At 66.3% G+C, this 19603-nt stretch carries 13 protein-coding genes and 3 pseudogenes; 15 read left to right on the top strand and 1 reads right to left on the bottom strand.

All coding sequences use genetic code 11. The features are described from left to right. The first annotated feature begins 101 nt into the window (after positions 1 to 101). A complete protein-coding gene (locus AKN84_RS35555) occupies positions 102 to 2372 on the top strand; it encodes a TonB-dependent receptor (RefSeq protein WP_050425102.1) in 2271 nt (756 codons plus the stop codon). Here the strand turns inward: AKN84_RS35555 and AKN84_RS35550 are convergent. After that, the gene (locus AKN84_RS35550; RefSeq protein WP_050425122.1) at positions 2369 to 3277 is read right to left on the bottom strand and encodes a LysR family transcriptional regulator; all 909 of its coding nucleotides are present in this window, start codon (positions 3275 to 3277) and stop codon (positions 2369 to 2371) included. The genes AKN84_RS35555 and AKN84_RS35550 overlap by 4 nt on opposite strands. Positions 3278 to 3414: 137 nt before the next feature. On the opposite strand from AKN84_RS35550, the pseudogene AKN84_RS35545 reads away from it, so the two are divergent. The 14 genes and pseudogenes from AKN84_RS35545 (at position 3415) to AKN84_RS35480 (ending at position 19489) form a co-directional block, all read left to right on the top strand. After that, a pseudogene (locus AKN84_RS35545) lies at positions 3415 to 4187 on the top strand (SDR family oxidoreductase). A gap of 240 nt (positions 4188 to 4427) precedes the next feature. Then, positions 4428 to 4928, top strand: a pseudogene (locus AKN84_RS50845) (AraC-like ligand-binding domain-containing protein); the annotation flags it as partial. Positions 4929 to 5104: 176 nt separating this feature from the next. Further along, entirely contained in the window at positions 5105 to 5362 is a 258-nt protein-coding gene (locus tag AKN84_RS47545) for a helix-turn-helix transcriptional regulator (RefSeq protein WP_283805563.1), read from the top strand. A gap of 116 nt (positions 5363 to 5478) precedes the next feature. Continuing rightward, positions 5479 to 6723 carry an acyl-CoA dehydrogenase family protein gene (locus AKN84_RS35530; protein ID WP_050425099.1) on the top strand — a complete coding sequence of 415 codons (1245 nt, stop codon included), beginning with the start codon at positions 5479 to 5481 and terminating at the stop codon, positions 6721 to 6723. A 25-nt stretch (positions 6724 to 6748) separates the two neighbouring features. Continuing rightward, the gene (locus tag AKN84_RS35525; protein ID WP_050425098.1) at positions 6749 to 7477 is read left to right on the top strand and encodes an SDR family NAD(P)-dependent oxidoreductase; all 729 of its coding nucleotides are present in this window, start codon (positions 6749 to 6751) and stop codon (positions 7475 to 7477) included. A gap of 403 nt (positions 7478 to 7880) precedes the next feature. After that, positions 7881 to 9131, top strand: coding sequence for an ABC transporter substrate-binding protein (locus AKN84_RS35520; protein WP_050425097.1), 1251 nt, complete (start codon positions 7881 to 7883; stop codon positions 9129 to 9131). A 136-nt stretch (positions 9132 to 9267) separates the two neighbouring features. Then, positions 9268 to 10086 (top strand): AraC family transcriptional regulator, encoded by an 819-nt coding sequence (locus AKN84_RS35515; protein ID WP_050425096.1) that lies wholly within the window; start codon positions 9268 to 9270, stop codon positions 10084 to 10086. 121 nt (positions 10087 to 10207) lie between these two features. Continuing rightward, positions 10208 to 11218 carry a branched-chain amino acid ABC transporter permease gene (locus AKN84_RS35510; protein WP_050425095.1) on the top strand — a complete coding sequence of 337 codons (1011 nt, stop codon included), beginning with the start codon at positions 10208 to 10210 and terminating at the stop codon, positions 11216 to 11218. 1 nt (position 11219) lies between these two features. After that, a complete protein-coding gene (locus AKN84_RS35505; protein ID WP_050425094.1) occupies positions 11220 to 12305 on the top strand; it encodes a branched-chain amino acid ABC transporter permease in 1086 nt (361 codons plus the stop codon). Then, on the top strand, positions 12298 to 13080 hold the full coding sequence (locus AKN84_RS35500; RefSeq protein WP_050425093.1) for an ABC transporter ATP-binding protein: 783 nt from the start codon (positions 12298 to 12300) through the stop codon (positions 13078 to 13080). The genes AKN84_RS35505 and AKN84_RS35500 overlap by 8 nt, the downstream gene beginning before the upstream one ends. After that, the gene (locus AKN84_RS35495) at positions 13073 to 15283 is read left to right on the top strand and encodes an ABC transporter permease (protein WP_050425092.1); all 2211 of its coding nucleotides are present in this window, start codon (positions 13073 to 13075) and stop codon (positions 15281 to 15283) included. The genes AKN84_RS35500 and AKN84_RS35495 overlap by 8 nt, the downstream gene beginning before the upstream one ends. A 3-nt stretch (positions 15284 to 15286) precedes the next feature. Beyond that, on the top strand, positions 15287 to 16120 hold the full coding sequence (locus AKN84_RS35490; RefSeq protein WP_050425091.1) for a phosphoenolpyruvate hydrolase family protein: 834 nt from the start codon (positions 15287 to 15289) through the stop codon (positions 16118 to 16120). A gap of 26 nt (positions 16121 to 16146) precedes the next feature. Further along, a pseudogene (locus tag AKN84_RS35485) lies at positions 16147 to 19042 on the top strand (flotillin family protein). 9 nt (positions 19043 to 19051) lie between these two features. Further along, complete coding sequence (locus AKN84_RS35480) at positions 19052 to 19489, top strand: SRPBCC family protein (protein ID WP_016847814.1); 438 nt, start codon at positions 19052 to 19054, stop codon at positions 19487 to 19489. Positions 19490 to 19603: the final 114 nt, after the last annotated feature.

Below are 19603 nucleotides of genomic sequence, written 5' to 3'. Positions count from 1 at the left end.
GCTTGATCGATGGGAATCTGGCCGTCGCGCAGCGACGGCGGGCTCGACCGCGTCTTCCTCAGAAGGATCCGGATCGCCGCCTGACGAGATCGGGAACCAACATGTCAGGATATATCAGACGACACGCCGCCGGTGCGGCCTCACTCTTGTTCTACGGGATGAACGGCGCCGCACTCGCGCAGACGACGGCGCCGACCACCACCCTTCCGGACGTCACGGTGACGGCGCCGCAGAGCCACGCCGCGCCATCAGGGCCGAAAAAGCCGAAGACGCGCGTTGCGGCCGGTGGCGGTCACCGCGCGCGCAGAACAGGTGCGGTGGCGGCTTCGCCGGAATCTCCAGAACAGACCGAGACTCAAGCCGTAGCGAGCCAGAACACGCGGCTCGACCAGGCCCGCGCCGCCCTGCTCGCGCCGACCGGCGCCAACAGCTACCAGATGAGCCAGCAGTTCCTTCAGTCGCTGCCCCAGGGCACCAACACCACGCTGGACAAGGCCCTGCTGCAGGCGCCGGGCGTCTCGCAGGACTCCGCTGCCAGCGGCGAGTTGCACGTGCGCAACGAGCACGCCAACCTGCAATACCGCATCAACGGGATCATGCTGCCGGACGGCGTCGGCGCCTTCGGCCAGATCATCGACACCGGCATCGTCGGCAGCATGGCGCTGATCACCGGCGCGCTGCCCGCGCAATACGGCCTGCGCACCGCCGGCGTGCTCGACATCCAGACCAAGACCAATGCCTTCAACAATTCCGGCAGCATCAGCGTCTATGGCGGCAGTCATGGCAACTTCACCACCAGCGTCGACTATGGCGGCACGGTCGGACAGACGCAGTACTACGTCTCCGGCCGCTATTTCGGCAGCGACGTCGGCATCGAGAACCCGACACCGGCCTACAACGCGATCCACGACCGGACCGATCAGGAGAAAGGCTTTGCCTATATCTCGACGACGATCGATCCGACCAGCCGGCTGACCTATATCGGCGGCGTCTCCAACGGCAACTACCAGATCCCCAACAATCCCGGCCAGACTCCCGCGTTCACCGCTTACGGCGTCTCCAATTTCGATTCCGCGCTGCTCAACGAGCGGCAGCACGAGTTCAACCAGTTCAACGTCGTTGCCTATCAGAAGTCGGGCGACGGCTTCGACTACCAGGTCGCCTATTTCAATCGCTACAGCCAGCTGCACTTCATGCCTGACCCGGTCGGCGACCTCGTGTTCAACGGCGTGGCCTCGGATGTTTACCGCCAGAGCTTCATCAACGGCATCCAGGAGGACACCTCCTACAGGCTGGGCTTCGCGCACACGCTGAAGTTCGGCATGGCCTTCAGTGCCGAGCGCTCGCTCGTCAACAACGGCTCGACCGTGCTGCCGCTCGACGATTCCGGCAACCCGATCGACGCACCATTCTCCGTGTTCGATTCCAACACCAAGACCGGATACCTGTTCTCGACCTACATTGCCGACGAGTGGAAGATCACCAACCAGCTGACGCTCAATGCCGGCCTGCGCTTCGACCAGATGTGGCAATTTGTCGACGCCAACCAGCTGAGCCCCCGGGTCAGCCTGACCTGGAAGCCCGTCGAGGGCACGACCTTCCATGCCGGCTATGCGCGCAACTTCACGCCGCCCGAGCAGGTGCTGGCCGCCCCGACCAATCTTTCGCTGGTGCAGAACACGACGGCGCAGCCGGCGATCTCGACCAACGATCCCGTGCTGCCGGAGCGCTCGCACGTGTTCGACATCGGCGTCACGCAGAAGGTCTATGCGATCCCCGGCCTCGAGGTCGGCATGGACGCCTATTACAAGATCGCGACCGACCTGCTCGACGACGGCCAGTTCGGTCAGGCCTATGTCCTGACCGCCTTCAACTATGCGAAAGGCACCAATGAAGGCGTCGAGCTGACGGCGAGATACGACCACGACAATCTGCACCTCTACGGCAATGTCGCGATCGCAAGGCAGGTCGCCACCAACGTCGTGTCGAACCAGTATCTGTTTGATCCGGACAAACTGGCCTACATCGCCAACAATTACGTCAACACCGATCATGCCCAGGCGGTGACCGCATCGGTGGGCGGCTGGTATCAATGGCACGACACCAAGTTCAGCGCGTCGCTGATCTACGGCTCAGGCCTGCGCGACGGCTTCGCCAACACCGGCACGGTGCCGCCCTATTCGCAGGTCAACGTCGGCGTTTCGCACGACTTCAACATCGTCGCGCCGAACAAGCCGACAACGCTGCGCCTCGACGTGATCAACCTGTTCGACACCGTCTACCAGATCCGCGACGGCTCCGGCATCGGCGTATTCGCGGCGCAATACGGCCCGCGCCGCGGCGTCTATGCCGGCATCACGCAGAAGTTCTAGCCCGCGACAAGCAGCTTCTCTTTCAACAGAGCCGTCAGCCAATCGGCAAATACCTGCAGCCGCCGCGACAGATGCTGGCGGTGCGGATAGAGCAAGGTCATCGGCATCGGTGTGGCGCGGTGCTGCGGCATCACCTCGACGAGGTCGCCGGCATCGAGGTGCCGCTTCACGTCGTAGGCGGGGATCTGGATCAGGCCGAGGCCGGCGAGGCAGCACGCGATATAGGCCTCGGCGTTGTTGACGGTGACGCGGCCGCGCATTGCGATGCTGCGTGCCGCGCCCTGCTCGCGCCATACCCACTCCTCGATCCGTCCGGTGGATGGCGAGGCGTAGTTGACCGCCCAATGCGCGGCGAGATCATCCGGCGTCTGCGGCGTGCCGTGGCGCGCGAGATATCCTGCGCTCGCGACGTTGATCAGCGTGAGGTTGCCGAGCGGCCGCGCGATCAGGCCGGAATCGCCGAGCGGGCCGACGCGCACCACGCAATCGGCGGAGTCCTCGATCAGATTGATGGCGCGATCGGTGACGCCGAGATCGATGTCGATCTGCGGATAGCGATCGAGGAAGGCCGGCAGCGCCGGCGCGATGATCAGACGCCCGATCCGCCCGGGCACGTCGACCCTGAGCCGGCCCGACGGTTCGGCGGCGGTATGGCGGAACAGGGTCTCGGCTTCCTCGACGTCGGCAACGACGCGCAGGCACCGCTCGTAGAACGCCGCGCCATCATGCGTCGGCGATACTTTCCGTGTCGTGCGATGCAGCAGCCGGGCGCCGACGCGCTGCTCCAGCTCCGCGACGGCTGACGAGACCGACGAACGCGGCAGCCCCAGCGTGTCCGCCGCCCGAGTAAAGCTCGCGCATTCGACGACGCGGGCGAAGATGCGGAAGAGATCGATGCGGTCCAAGATCGGGCCCAGATTGTTCGCCATTCCTGACAAGTGACGTCAGAATGCACAGCTTTATCGGCAAATCCTAGACGATATCGTTGTCTCCAGAAAGCGGCCGCAGGGCGTAGCCGCGAAACTCTGGAGAAGCGAACGCCATGACCGACCACAGCATCAAGGACAAGACCGTCATCATCGCCGGCGGTGCCAAGAATCTCGGCGGCCTGATCGCACGCGATCTCGCGGCGCACGGCGCGAAGGCGATCGCGATCCATTACAACAGCGCCGCAACCAAGGCCGATGCCGATGCGACCGTCGCCGCGATCAAGGCTGCGGCGCCAACGCGGTCGCCTTGCAGGCCAACCTCACGACAGCGGGCGCGATGGAGAAGCTGTTCGCAGATGCCGTCGCCGCGATCGGCCGTCCCGACATTGCGATCAACACCGTCGGCAAGGTGTTGAAGAAGCCGATGGTCGAGATCTCGGAGACGGAGTACGACGCGATGAGCGCGGTCAACGCCAAGTCCGCGTTCTTCTTCCTCAAGGAAGCCGGCCGTCACGTCAACGACAATGGCAAGATCTGCACGCTGGTGACGTCGCTGCTCGGTGCCTACACGCCGTTCTACGCCGCCTATGCCGGCACCAAGGCGCCGGTCGAACATTTCACCCGCGCGGCCTCGAAGGAATTCGGCGCACGCGGCATCTCGGTCACCGCGATCGGCCCCGGCCCGATGGACACGCCGTTCTTCTATCCGGCCGAAGGCGCCGACGCGGTCGCCTATCACAAATCGGCAGCGGCGCTGTCCGGCTTCTCGAAGACCGGCCTCACCGACATCAAGGATATCGTGCCCTGGATTCGCCTGCTGGTGTCGGAGGGCTGGTGGATGACCGGCCAGACAATTCTGGTCAACGGCGGCTACACGACGAAGTGAACTGCTGCCGTTCCCTGCAGCGGCCCCTCGCGCATGTTTCCTTGCAGCGGCGCCCTCGCAAAGGGGGGGCCGCAACGCCCCAAAAGCAGAGCGCAACGCGCGCCGTCCTGGCTTGTTGGCACCGTGCACAATGCTGCATTTGTTACAGCCGTAACAGGCCGATGACGGAATTTGACCGCCACTTCGGCCGGCGATATCCTTCGAGCGCTGGGGCCTTGTGACATTCTATTCGAGGCGCGCATGGAATGGTCGACCAGGCCGGCCCGTCCGGATCAACCCTTCGGCAGTTGGGCGGACGACCTCGCCGCTGCCTTCGTGCGATTGGAGCCGCGCAGGATTGCAGAGGATTCCTTTGCAGGCGCGATCTCCAAGGTCGACGCTGCTCCGCTCCAGATATCGCTGGTCACGGCGAGCGGACACACCGTGCACCGGCTCGCGTCGCACATCGCTTCAAGCACGGATGACCTCTGCTTCGTCAACCTCCAGCTCGAAGGACTGGGACGCACCTCGCAGCGCGGCCATGAGCAGATCAGCGCGCCCGGTGATCTCGCGATTGCGGATACGACCCAGCCGTTCGAGATCGCCCACCGCCACGCCTTCAAGCTTTTTTGCTTTGCCGTGCCGCGCCGTCTGTTGCCGGACGCGCTGTTCGATCACCCGCAGCTCGGCCTGTCCGCGACAGAAACCGGCCGCGCGCTGTCCCGAACGCTGGCGAGCTACGCCGAGCTCTGCCTGAGTGGCGGTCAACACGCAAAAACCTCCGCGCTGATCGGCGCGCACGTCGCCGAGCTGATTGCCCATGCGCCGGATATCCTCGCCGACCTGCCGGCGGAGCACGTGCATACGCCGGTGCTTTTGTCGATGATGCTTGAGCATATCGCGCGTCACAGCGATGCTCCCGAGCTCACGCCCGGGTTCTGGCCACCAGGTTCCGCTGCTCCGAGCGCTACGTGCATCGCCTGTTTGAGACCACCGGCCGTTCCGTGGGCGAACAGGTCAACGAGGAGCGGATTGCCGCGTGCACGCGCGCGCTGCTCGATCGCAACTCTGCTCACAAGACCATTGCCGAGATTGCCTTCACCGCCGGGTTCCGTGACATCTCGCATTTCAACCGCCTGTTCAAGCGCCGCACCGGCCTCGCCCCGCGCGAATTTCGCCGCGCCGTCGCGAATTGAAGCGCCGAGACCAGGTTCACTCCACGCCAAGGATTCGGGCGCTGCCGTCCAAGATTTCCTGATCGCGCCAAGCTAGCGATAGCCAGGCGGCCGACACGGAGCCGGAGGGCATTGGCATGGCGATCGATTTCACGCTCACGGCGCAGCAACGCGAGCTGCAGCTGGCCTCCCGCAAATTTGCCGGAGAGGTACTGGCCGAGGCCCGGGCGGCCGAGTTGCTGGCGACGCCGGAGCAGCGCTTTCTCGCGACCAGGCCGACCTACGAGGCGATGGTCGCGGCCGGCTATCTGCGCAAGTGCATTCCGGCACCGGCAGGCGGCGACAATGCCGGAATGATCGACATGGCGATCCTGGCCGAGGAATTCTACAGCGTGAATCCGAGCGTGACCCTCACCATGCTCGGCACCGTGCTCGGCCTGCTGCCGCTTCTGCTCGGCGGCACGCCGGACCAATGCAAGCGGCTGCTGGCGCCGTTCCTGAAGACCGGTGGCGCGCCGCTGGCCGCCTTCGGTTCCAGCGAACCGGGCGGCAGCGCCAACGCCGCCTCGCCGCCGCCCGGCGAGGGCGTCCGCACCACTGCCCGGCGCGAGGGCGACAATTGGGTAATCAACGGCCGCAAGAAATGGGTGTCGTCGGCGACCGGCTGGAATCGCGAGGGCGCGGATCTGCTGACCATCGTATGCCGGACCGATCCGGCGGCCGCGCCCGACGCGGCGATCTCGATCATCGCCGTGGAAGGACCGGTGGCCGGGCTGGTCTTCGAACGCGCGATCGACAGCATCGGCCATCGCGCCCATCTCGTCCCGCAGTTTGGCCTTCAGAACGTCGTGGCGCCGCACCACAATCTGCTCGGACAACAGGGTGCCGGCCTGGCGCTGACCGCGGCGGCATTCACCGGCACCGCGGCACTGGTCGGCATCTTCGGCGTCGCGCTGATGCGGGCGGCCTTCGCGTTCGCGCTCGATTTTGCCCGTACTGAAAAGCGCGGCGGCGTTCACCCGATCATCGAGCATCAGGCGGTCGGATACGCGCTGGCCGATGCCAAGACCACGATCGAGGCGGCGCGTTATCTCAGCTGGCGCGCCTGCCACGCTCTCGACACCCAGTCGCCGGCGGCCGAGGAACTGGCGGTACAGGCCAAGATCTTCGGCTCCGAGGCCGCCGTCCGCGTCATCACCGATCTGATGCGGGTGGTCGGGATCGACAGCTACGATCATGAGACGCCATTTGGCGGCTTGCTCCAGGACGCGCTCGCACTGCCGATCTTCGACGGTGGCAATCTGGGCATCCGGCGGCGGCAATTGCACACGATGTTCAAGAGCCGCGACTACAGCCCGCTTGCTGCAAGCGGGGCGGCTTAGCGCGAAATCTTGAAGGAGTTGAATCATGAGCACCGAGCGGAAAGTGGCAATCGTCACCGGCGCATCGCAGGGGATCGGCGCCGGCATCGTTCAGGCCTTCAGGGATCGCAATTGCCGGGTCGTTGCGACATCCCGTACGATCAAGCCGTCCGCCGATGCGGATATCGTCACGGTGGCGGGTGACGTCGGCGCAGCCGATACGGCTGAGGACGTGTTCAAGGCGGCGCTGGAGCGTTTCGGCCGCGTCGACACGCTGGTCAACAACGCCGGCATCTTCATGGCGAGACCGTTCACGGCCTACTCACAGAACGACTACGACACCTACATCTCGACCAACGTGACCGGCTTTTTCCACATGACCCGGCGCGCGCTCGAACTGATGAGCAAGCAGGGCCACGGTCACGTCGTCACGATCACGACAAGTCTCGTCGACCAGCCGATGAGCAGCGTTCCGGCCGCCCTCACCTCGCTGACGAAGGGGGCCTTGAGCGCCGCGACCCGCGCGCTCGCCATTGAATATGCAAAGAGCGGAATCCGCGTCAACGCGGTGTCGCCGGGAATCATCAAAACCCCGATGCACCCGCCCGAGGCGCATCAGGCAATGGCGGCCCTGCACCCGGTCGGCCGGATGGGAGACGTATCCGACATCGTCGATGCGGTGCTTTACCTCGATGGCGCAGGATTTGTGACCGGAGAAGTGCTCCACGTCGACGGAGGACAGGCGGCCGGCCATCATATGCCCAACGCTATTTGAACGTGCGTCAGATTCACGCCCGTCATCCTGAGGTGCGAGCGGAGCGAGCCTCGAAGGATGCACGGCCCCCTGGTGACCGTCGATCCTTCGAGACGCGCGGAGCCTGTCATCGGGCCGCGCTTCGCGCGGACCCGGTGGCGCTCCTCAAGATGACGGGTCTGATAGCGTCGCAGGGACGACATCGAGAATGTATCCGCAAGCCCTCCGCACCGAGAGAACTCCGCGACATTGCGCCGCGAAGCTCGTTGCGGCGCAACAATCAAAATGAGACTGCCCGTTAAGCACCCCCGCCGCGACGACATCCGCGCCGCGCCTCCCTTCGGCTAGCTTTGCCGGCAACAACCGGACGCCCATCAGCCTTCTCGCCACGTGGACGCCGGCGACAACACAGAGGGAGGAAGCGATGTTGAAAAGCAGTTTGGGACTGATTGCGTTGAGCAGCCTGTTGCTTTCGGGCACGGCGTTCGCCCAGGAGAAGATCAAGGTCGGCGTCACCGCAACGCTGGAGGGCACCTATACGGTGCTCGGCGAGGACGGCATGCGCGGCCACCAGACGGCGCTCAACGTGCTCGGCAAGAAGATCGGCGACAAGGAGCTCGAATTCATCGTCGCCTCGACCGACGCGACGCCCGACTCCGCGGTACGCGCGGTGCGCAAGCTGATCGAGCAGGACAAGGTGCAGATCCTGCTGTCGCCGCTGTCCGGCGACGAAGGCATCGCGGTGAAGAATTTCGCCAAGACCCATCCGGAGCTGACCTTCGTCAACGCCGCCTCCGGCGCGCAGGAGACGACCTATGTCGATCCGGCACCGAACTTCTTCCGTTACAACATGGACGGCGCGCAGTGGCAGGTCGGCCTCGGCAAATACGCCTATGAGACCAAGGGCTATCGCAAGATCGCGACTGTGGGCGAGGATTACTCCTTCATCTACACCCAGGTGTTCGGCCTGGTGCTGGAATTCTGCGGCGCCGGCGGCCAGGTCACCAACCGGCAATGGGTGCCGCTCGGCACCAAGGACTTCGCCTCGGTCATTGCTGCACTGCCCGACGATGTCGATGCGATCTATCTCGGCCTCGGCGGCGCCGACGCGGTCAATTTCCTCAACCAGTACCAGCAGGCCGGCGGCAAGGCGCATCTGATGGGCGGCTCGATCATGATCGACCAGACCATCCTGTCGTCGAAGGGCAGCGCCAAGAACGCGTTGATCGGCACCATCGCGGCGAGCGGCCAGGCCGATACCTGGGAGGATCCGGGTTGGCAGAAATTCGTGAAGGCCTATCAGGACTCGTTCCCGGAGAGTAAACGCTTCCCGAGCCCGTCGCTGCTCGCCACCAATTATTACGGCTCGACCATGGCGCTGATCCTGGCACTGCGGCAGGTCAATGGCGATCTCTCCAACAACCAGGCCAAGCTGAAGGACGCGCTGGCCAAGATCGAGATCGACGCGCCGAACGGCAAGATCAAGCTCGACGCCAACCGCCAGGCGATCGGCACCAATTTCGTCACCGAGGTGGTCGATGACGGCAAGGGCGCGCTGTTCAGCAAGGTCGTGAAGGTGATCCCGAACGTCAACCAGACGCTGGGCTACGATCCGGCTGTTTTCGCCAAGATCGGCCTGCCGAGCCGCACGGTCCCGGAGTGCAAGAAGTACTGACGTATTTGTTGCAGTGCAGGCAGAGCGGCCGCGGCACGGCGCGCGGTTGCATCAAGAGCCCTGCTCGCCCTTGCTTTCCGCGGGCGGATGATGAACGCTTGTCGAAAAGACAAGAACATCCCGCGGGAGGGGAGGCATGAGCAGGGCGCTTGCCGTCTTCCACGGCCGGTTCGGTCGCGCGACGGTCTATCAGTTGAACCGTCCCTTCAACGTGCATGCGCACCGCGAGGGGCACCTGATCTTTCATGTCGGCGGCACGCCGGCGCAGATCGATGTCGCCGAGCAGCGCTGGCTGCTCAAGGACGACACTGTGGTTGCGGTCAACCCGTGGGAACCGCACAATTTCCTGCCGACCGATATGGACCACGGCGCGATCTTCTTCGTGCTCTATGTCAACGCCGAGTGGTTCGCCCCGCAGCCCGCCAGCGCGCAGGGCCTGCGGTTCGGCCGCACCTTCTTTCCGCGCACCGAGGCGCTCGACCGGCTGATCCGCCGCACCGCAGCACTGGTCTGCGGCGCGCCGTCGCTGCGCAGCCTCGACTGCGAGCTCAGGCAGCTGATCGACTCCTGCTACGAGGAGAGTTGGCAGGCGGCCGAGGGCGCGCCCGCCGCCGCTGCGGTGACCGATTTCCGCGTCCGCAAATCGATCAAGCTGATGTCGGAAAGCCCCGGCGCCGAGATCGAGCTCGACGCGATCGCGCGCGAAGCGGGGCTGTCGCGGCCGCATTTCTATCGGCTGTTCCGGACGCAAACCGGCGTCACCCCTCACCTCTACATGAACACGCTGATCATGGAGCAGGCGCTGGATGCGCTGGTCGCGACCGAAGCGCCGATCGCCGATATCGGCTTCGATCTCGGCTTCTCCTCGCAGAGCGGCTTCACCCGCTTCTTCGCCGCCAATGTCGGCATGGCCCCGACCGACTATCGCCGCGCCGCCAAGGTGTTGCGGCCGTGAGCAGGTTCCAGATCAAACGATAAAAGATACTCTCGATCAAATCCGACGCTTTCGCCCTCGGTAGGATGATGGATACGCGGCCCGCCAGACGGTCGCGACCGACTGAGGGAACGCGACTGACATGGCCAGGTTCATCGAACGCCATCCGGCCTGGGCGCTGATCGTGATCATCGCGGTCGCAGTACTGGCGTGGCTGGTGTTCGCGATCTGGCCGCCGGGGCTGGAGGCCGCGATCGGCCGCAAGCGCGTGTTCCTCAACGCCGTGCTCAACGGCATCACGCTCGGCGGGCTGTATTTCCTGGTGGCCAGCGGCTTCACGCTGATCTTCGGCCTGATGCGCAACGTCAACCTCGCGCACGGCTCGCTCTATCTGTTCGGCGGCTATATCGGCTACGCCATCAGCACCTGGACCGGCTCGTGGATCCTCGGCTTCATCATAGCCTTCATCGCGGTGGCGCTGGTCGGGGTGATCCTGCAGCTCGCCGTGTTCCGCCGCATGGAGGGCCAGGACCTCAGGCAGACCATGGTCACGATCGGGCTCTCGATCGTGTTCGCCGATCTGATGCTGTGGGTGTTCGGCGGCGACTTCTACCAGGTCCAGACCCCAAGCTGGCTGATCGGCCCGGTGCAGCTGCCGCTGCTCACCGCGATCAAATCGTCCGGCGAGCCGGTCTATCTGCAGTATCCGCTGGTGCGGCTGGTGATCTTCTTAGCCTCCGTCGTGATCGGGATCGCGATGTGGCTGGCGCTGAACCGAACCCGGATCGGCATGATCGTGCGGGCCGGCGTCGACGACCGCGACATCCTGGCTGCGACCGGGGTGCGGATCCAGCTGGTGTTCGTGCTGGTGTTCGCGCTCGGCGCGGGGCTTGCCGGCATCGCCGGTGTGGTCGGCGGCACCTTCCAGTCGCTGTCGCCGGGCGAGGATACGCGCTTCCTGCTCGCCTCGCTCGTGGTCGTGATCGTCGGCGGCATGGGCTCGATCCCGGGGGCGGCGCTCGGCGCCGTCATCATCGGCCTCGCCGAGCAGCTCGGCTCGGTCTACATCCCGACCTACGCCATCGTCGTCACCTTCCTGATCATGGTGCTGGTGCTGGCGCTGCGGCCGCAGGGCCTGCTCGCGAGGCGATGAGATGTCGTTGCTGCAGAGCACCCAGTTCCGCCCCGACCCATCGACGTCGACGACGCGCCGCGCCCTGCTCCGCGCCTGGCCGGAATTCCAGAATCCGGCGGCCTGGCTGGTCGCGCTGATCCTCGTGATCATGCCGCTGATCGCCAACGGCTTCTTCCTGATCGAGATCTTCGCCACCACGCTGATCCTCGGCGTCATCGCGCTCAGCCTGATGTTCCTGGCCGGCTATGGCGGCATGGTCAGCCTGATGCAGCTCACCATCGCGGGCTTCGCCGGCTACATGGTCGCGGTGTTCGGCGTCAGCGGCAACGCCAATATCAGCCTCGGCTGGCCGTGGTGGCTGGCAACCCCGATGGCGCTGGCACTGGCGACGCTGTTCGGCACGCTCGGTGGCGCGCTCGCGGTGCGCACCGAGGGCATCTACACCATCATGATCACGCTGGCGATCGGCGCGGCGTTCTACTACTTCACCAACCAGAACTGGGCGATCTTCAATGGCCACACCGGCATCAACACCGTCGCGACGCCGCACTTCTGGGGCGTCGACTGGCGCACCGATATCGCCTTCTATTACGTGACGCTCGGCGTCGCTGCGATCTGCTATTTCGCCGTCCAGTATGTCTCCCGCGCGCCGTTCGGTCTCGCGCTGCAGGGCGTCCGCGACAACCCCCGCCGCATGGCCGCGCTCGGCTTCAACCCCAATGCGCACCGCATCGCGGCTTACGCCTTCGCGGCCTTCATCGCGGCGCTCGGCGGCGTGCTGCAGGTCTGGAACTACCGGCAGATCTCGCCCGGCTCGGTCAGCGTCGGCGCGTGCATCGACGTCCTGATCATCGCCGTGGTCGGCGGCATCACAAGGCCGATCGGCCCGTTCATCGGCGCGCTGATCTTCGTCCTGCTGCGTACCTTCGCGCTTGACGTGCTGATCAAGCTCGGGCTCGACGGCAACCGGTTCCGCCTCTTGATCGGGCTTGGCTTCCTCGCCATCGTGTTCTGGTCATCCGACGGCGTGATCGGCCTCTGGGAACGCTGGCGGCGCCGCAACGCATCCTCGACGCAACGTTCGGGCGGAGGCCGCCATGGATAGCGTCGCGCACCGCCTGTCCGCGGTCGGCGCCAGCGCGGCGCTGGAGCTGCGCGGCGTGACGCGGCTGTTCGGTGCGCTGGCGGCGCTGACCGATGTCACCATCACCGTGCGACCGGGTGAACGGCGCGCGGTGCTCGGCTCGAACGGCGCCGGCAAGACCACGCTGTTCAACTGCATCACCGGCGACTTCCCGCCCTCCTCCGGCACGATCCGCTTCTTCGGCGAGGACATCACCCAGTTCCCGCCCTATGAGCGCATCCGCCGGGGCTTGCGCCGTACCTACCAGATCTCGGCGCTGTTCCCCGGCCTCACGGTGCAGGACAACGTCTATCTCGCCTGCCGCGGCGTCTCGCGCGGCCGCTTCTCGTTCCTGCGCCCGGGCCAGAACGATGCGCTGATGCACGCAACTGAAACGCTGGTGCAAGCCGTGCATCTTGCCGGCGTCAAGGACCGGCGCGTCGCCGAACTCGCGCATGGCCAGCAGCGCCAGCTCGAGATCGCGCTGGCGCTCGCCGGCGCGCCGCGCTTCATCCTGTTCGACGAGCCGGCGGCGGGACTGTCGCCGACCGAGCGGCGCGAGCTGATCGAGATCCTGACCTCGCTGCCGGCGCATATCGGCTACATCATCATCGAGCACGACATGGACGTCGCGCTGCGCGTCGTCGAGAGCGTGACGATGATGCACAACGGCCGCATCTTCAAGGAAGGCCTGCCGCGCGAGATCGAATCCGATCCCGAGGTGCAGGAGCTCTACCTCGGAGGCGGCCATGAATGACCGCCGCGCCGCGCCCGGGCTCGAGGTGAAGGGCCTCGACGTCTATTACGGTCATTCGCATGCGTTGCAGGGTGTCGATCTCACGCTCGATACCGGCGTGTTCTCGGTGGTCGGCCGCAACGGCATGGGCAAGACCACGCTGTGCAAGGCGATCATGGGGCTGGTGCGCGCCAGCGGCGGCTCGATCCGGATTCGCGGCGAGGAGGTCACACGGCAGAACCCGGCGCGGATCGCCCGGCTCGGCGTCGGCTATGTGCCGCAGGGGCGGCGGCTGTGGCGCTCGCTGACCGTCGACGAACACCTCGCGCTCGCCGGCGGCCTGCGCCGCGGCGCCTGGACCATTGAGCGCATCTACGACACCTTCCCGCGCCTCGCCGAGCGCAAGAACAACGGCGGCAACCAGCTCTCCGGCGGCGAGCAGCAGATGCTCGCGATCTCGCGCGCACTGCTCACCAACCCGCATCTCCTGATCATGGACGAACCGACCGAGGGCCTCGCGCCTGTGATCGTCGCCCAGGTCGAGGACATGCTGCTGCGCCTCGGCGACGAAGGCGACATCTCCGTGCTGGTCATCGAGCAGAACATCGGCGTGGCGACGGCGGTGTCGCGCAACGTCGCCATCATGGTCAATGGCCGGATCAACCGCATCATCGATTCCGCCCGCCTCGCCACCGACCGCGAGCTGCAGCAGCGGTTGCTCGGCGTCGGCACCCATGGCGCCGATGAGACCGACGCCGAGGCGGCGCCGGCGAAAGCTGATGCTGCAAGAACGCCGCAGCCGGAACGCAAGGGTCCAACACGCGTCTACATCTCCAATCCGGTGCTGCCGACCCGCTGGTCGCAGCCGGTGCCGATCGCCCGGATCGAGGCCGCCGCGCGCACGCAATCCGCCGCCGTCACGCGTCTCGAGGAGACGGCCCGCACGCGGCGAGAGCCCGCGACGTCGAAGACATCGGGGCCTCCCGTCGTGCTGGTGGTCGGCACGCTCGACACCAAGGGCGCCGAGCTGCGCTTCATCCGCGACCTCATCGCGGGCAGCGGTCTGCGCACCCGGCTGGTCGATGTCTCGACCAGCGGCAAGGCGGCGAGCTGCGACGTCACCGCGCAGGAGATCGCGCTGAACCACGGCCGCGGCGGCTCTGGCGTGTTCGGCACCGATCGTGGCGCCTCTGTCACGGCGATGGCGGAGGCGTTCGAGCGCTGGCTGCGCCGCCAGGGCAACGTCGCCGGCATCATCTCCGCCGGCGGCTCGGGCGGCGCATCGCTGGTCGCGCCCGGCATGCGCGCGCTTCCGGTCGGCGTCCCCAAGCTGATCATCTCCTCGGTCGCATCCGGCGACGTCGGTCCCTATGTCGGGCCCGCCGACATCACCATGATGTATTCGGTGACCGACGTGCAGGGCCTCAACTCGATCTCGCGCGCCGTGCTCGGCAACGGCGCCCATGCGCTGGCCGGCATGGTGAAGGCCCGGCTCGACGAGCAGGCCGCCAAGCAGCGTGAGGCGGGCGCAAGTCTTCCCGCGATTGGCATCACTATGTTCGGCGTCACCACACCGGCGGTGCAGAAAATCGCAGCCGACCTGCGCGAGGATTTCGAGTGTCTCGTGTTCCACGCCACCGGCGTCGGCGGCCGCTCGATGGAGAAGCTGGTCGAATCCGGCCAGCTCGCCGGCGTCATCGACCTCACCACGACCGAAGTCTGCGATCTGCTGATGGGCGGCGTGTTTCCGGCAACCGAGGATCGCTTCGGCGCCATCATCCGCAGCCGCGTGCCCTATGTCGGCTCGGTCGGCGCGCTTGATATGGTGAACTTCGGCGCACCCGACACCATCCCGGAACGCTACCGGCAGCGCAAATTCCACGTCCACAATCCGCAGGTCACCCTGATGCGGACCACGCCGGAAGAGAACGAGCGGATGGGCCGCTGGATCGGCGAGCGCCTCAACCAGATGGACGGGCCGGTGCGCTTCTTCCTGGCCGAGGGCGGCGTCTCCGCGCTGGATGCGCCCGGCCAGCCGTTCTGGGACCCGGATGCCGATGCGGCGCTGTTCCGCGCGCTGGAGCGCACCGTGCGCCAGACCGGCAACCGGCAGATCATCCGCGTCAAGCGCAACATCAACGATCCCGAGTTCACCGCCGCCATCGTCAGCGCGTTCCGTCCGCTGCTCGGACGCGCCGGTGGCCGGCGAAGAGTGGCGAGGTGACCCATGCCCAGGTTTGAACGCGCGGCGCTGCTGAAGAAGTTTCACGCCATGATCGACCGCGGCGAGCCGATCGTCGGCGGCGGCGCCGGCACCGGACTTTCGGCAAAATGCGAGGAGGCCGGCGGCGTCGACCTGATCGTGATCTACAATTCCGGCCGCTACCGCATGGCCGGCCGCGGCTCGCTGGCCGGACTGATGCCCTATGGCGATGCCAACGCCATCGTCGTCGAGATGGCCGGTGAAGTATTGCCGGTCGTGGCCAACACGCCGGTGCTCGCCGGCGTCAACGGCACCGATCCGTTCCGCGACATGGACGTGTTCCTCGACCAGCTCAAGGCGCTCGGCTTCGCCGGCGTACAGAACTTCCCGACCGTCGGCCTGATCGACGGCATCTTCCGCGCCAATCTCGAAGAAACCGGCATGTCCTATGCGCTCGAGATCGACATGATCGCGAAGGCACATGACAAGAACATGCTCACCACGCCCTATGTGTTCAGCGAGCAGGAAGCGACCGCGATGGCGATCGCCGGCGCCGACATCATCGTCTGCCATATGGGCCTGACCACCGGCGGCACGATCGGCGCGCAGACCGCGCCGAAGCTCGAAGACTGCCCTGCCCGCATCGAGGCCTGGGCCGAGGCCGCGCTCAGTGTCAATTCGAACATCATCGTGCTCGCGCATGGCGGTCCGATCGCGGACCCGGCGGATGCCGATTTCATCATGAAGCAGACCCGCAACTGCCATGGCTTCTACGGCGCCTCCTCGATGGAGCGCCTGCCGGTCGAGCGGGCGCTGACGGAACAGGTTCGCAAATTCAAGGCGATCGGCGCGCGCTAGAGCCGCCGTGACCAAGGGAGGAAGAGATGTCGGGGATGTTGGTCGGTGAATTGATCCTCTGGCTCATCGTCGCGATCGTCGCGATCGTCATCATCGTCTATGTCGTGAACTGGCTGTATCACCGCTCGTCGAAGGAGGTCTCCTTCGTCCGCACCGGTTTCATGGGTGAGCGTGTGGTGATCAATGGCGGCGCCTTCGTGCTGCCGTTCATCCACGACTATACGCCGGTCAACATGAACGTGCTGCCGATGGGGATCGTGCGCTCCCGGCAGGACGCCGTGATCACCCGCGACCGCATGCGCGTCGATATCGAGGCCGATTTCTACGTCCGGGTCCAACCGACCCGCGAGGCGGTCTCGATCGCCGCCGCGACGCTCGGCCGCCGCACCATGGAGCCGCAGCAGCTCCATACCCTGCTCTCCGGCAAGTTCATCTCGGCGATCCGCTCGGTTGCGTCAGAGATGACCATGGAGCAGATGCACGAGCAGCGCGGCGACTATGTCGCGCGGGTCAAGGCCAATGCAGCGGAAGCGCTGGCGCAGAACGGCTTGGAGCTGGAATCTGTCGCGATCACCGATCTCGACCAGACCGACCTCGAATATTTCAACCCCTCGAACCGCTTCGACGCCGAAGGCCTGACCCGCCTGATGGAGGACATCGAGGCCAAGCGCAAGCTGCGCAACGACATCGAGCAGGACTCGATGATCAAGATCCGCTCGCGCAACCTCGAGGCGGAGCGGCAGGCGCTGGAGATCGAGCGCGAGAGCGAGACCGCTCGCCTCGAGCAGGAGCGCGACATCGAGATGCGGCGCGCCCTGCAGCGCACCGAAGTTGCCCGCGAGCGCGCGCTGCGCGAGACCGAGTCCGAGCAGGCCCAGATCGCCGCGCGCGAAGCCATCGAGAAGGCGCGCATCGCCAATGAGCAGGCCATCACCGAGGCCCGCATCGCCTCGGAGCGCGAGACCCGGCACAAGGAGATCGAGCGGACCCGTGCGGTCGAGGAGAAGGAGCTGCTGGCCCGCGAGGAGATCGAGAGGGTCCGGATCGCCAACCAGCGCTCGGTCGACACCACCCGGATCGCCTCCGAGCGCGAGGTGCGCCAGCGCGAGATCGAGCGGACTGCGCACGGTCGAGGAGGCCGAGATCGCCGCCCGCGAGGCGATCGAGAAGGCCCGCATCCAGCAAGACCGCGTCGTCACCGATGCCCGCATCGCCAATGAGGAAGAGACCCGCCGCCGCGAGATCGAGCGCACCCGCGCGGTCGACGAGGCCGAGATCGCGGCCCGCGAGGCCACCGAGAAGGCGCGCATCGCCCAGACCATGACTGTGAATGTCGAGCGCATCTCATCCGACGAGCGCACCCGCGCGCTGGAGATCCAGCAGGTTCGCACCATCCAGGAAGCCGAGATCGAGGCGCAGAAGGCAGTCGAGGCCGCCCGCATTGCGCGGGAGAAGACGCTGGCCGCCGAGCGCATCGCAGCCGACCACACCACCCGAAAGCTCGAGATCGAGCGCAACCAGGCGGTCGAGATTGCCGGCATCAGCGCCCGCGAAGCCACCGAGGCCTCGCGGATCGCCCAGGAGGAGCACGTCCGTGCGCTCGAGATCGCGCGCACCCGCACGATCGAGGAGGCCGACATCGCCTCGCGCGAGGCGATCGAGGCGGCGCGGATTTCGCAGGAGAAATCGGTCGCCGCGCAGCGGATCCGCGCCGAGCGGGAGACCCGCGGGCTCGAGATCGAGCGCACCGGGGCGATCGAGGCCGCCGAGCTGAAGCGCCGCGACGCCGTCGAGCGGCAGCGCATCGATGTCGAGCTGGCGCTGGAAAGCGAGCGGATCGCCTCCTCCCGTACCCGCGAAGTGCTCAACATCGACCAGAAGAGGGCGATCGAGCTCGCCGACGAGGAGCGCGTGATCGCGCTCGCCGCCAAGCGCTCGGAGCGGATCGATGCCGACCGGCAGGTCCGGCAGGCCGAGATCGTGGCGCGCAAGGACATCGACACGACTGACGTCTCGCGCGAGCAGGCCCTGGAGGCCGCGCGGATCGAACGGCGCCGCGCGATCGAGCAGCTCGAGGTCGCCCGCAACCAATCGCTGCAGGAGGCCGAGATCGTGGCCCGCGAGGAGGTCGAGCGCGCGAGGATTGCCTCGGACCGCGGATTGGACGAGGCTCGTATCGGCCGCGAACGCGAGCTGCGCAAGCTCGAGGTCAACCGCGAGAAGGATGTCGAGACCGCGCTGATGGAGAAGGCCATCGCCCTGCATCAGAAGTCGCTGGAAGAATCCGCGGCGCGCGCCGCCGCCGAGGACGCCCGGATCCGCGCAACGGAAGCCGCCGAGCGCGTCGTCACCGCGCGCGAAAGCGAGATCGCCAAGCGCCGCAAGACGGTCGAGGTGCTGCTGGCCGAGAAGCAGGCCGAGGAGACCAGGATTGCGGCGGAAGCCGAACGCGTCCGGGCCGCAGTCGAGGCCGAGGCGCAGCGCATGCTCAACGAGGCCGAGAACGTGCTGACCGACCAGGCGCGCTACTCGCTGTTCCGCCGCAAGCTGCTCGACCGCATCGAGGGCATCGTGCGCGAGAGCGTCAAGCCGATGGAGAAGATCGAGGGCATCCGCATCCTCCAGGTCGACGGCCTCAACGGCAACGGCAATGGCGGCGGCAACGGCCGCAGCGCCACCGACGAGGTGATCGACTCGGCGCTGCGCTACCGCGTGCAGGCGCCGCTGATCGACTCGATCTTGTCGGATATCGGCGTCGAGGGCGGCAGCCTCGCCAAGATGCCCGGCCTGATCCGCGAAGCGCGCGACATGCAGGGCATCAAGGATTCCGCACGCAAGAGCGGCGGCGACGCCAAGCCGGCAGCGCCCGAGGGCGGCGGCGAGCCGGCGCGCCCCGAGCGCACCCCGCGCAAGAAGGACTGAGCGCACGCCATGGCACGGGTTTACGTCTCCACTGTCGTCAACGCCCGCAACGACCGGGTCTGGGCCCGGGTCCGCGACTTCAACGGGCTGCCGAACTGGCACCCCGCGATCGCGGAAAGCCGGATCGAGGGCGGCGAACCCTCGGACAAGATCGGCTGCGTCAGGGATTTCCGGCTGCGCAACGGCGACCGCATCCGCGAGAAGCTGCTCGGCCTCTCCGACTACGACATGTTCTGCACCTACTCGATTCTGGAATCGCCGATGGGCGTCGAGAACTACGTCGCGACCTTGCGGTTGACGCCGGTCACCGACGGCGACCAGACCTTCCTGGAATGGACCGCCGAGTTCGATTGCGCGCCGGAGCGCGAGGCCGAGCTCGTCAACAATATCGGCGGCGGCGTGTTCCAGGGCGGCTTCGACGCACTGAAGCGGGCATTCGGAGGGTGAAGACATGATCGCGACTGGTCCGATCAAGGCCCACTGCGCTCCCTCGCCCCGCTTGCGGGGAGAGGGTTGGGGTGAGGGGGAGTCTCCGCGAGGACGGAGCGAGTTTGACTCGTG

It is taken from the genome of Bradyrhizobium tropiciagri (assembly GCF_001189845.1).
GTDB classification, from domain to species: Bacteria; Pseudomonadota; Alphaproteobacteria; order Rhizobiales; family Xanthobacteraceae; genus Bradyrhizobium; species Bradyrhizobium tropiciagri.
Note: the sequence above shows the minus strand (reverse complement) of the source record. Positions and strands in the feature narration are given on the sequence as shown.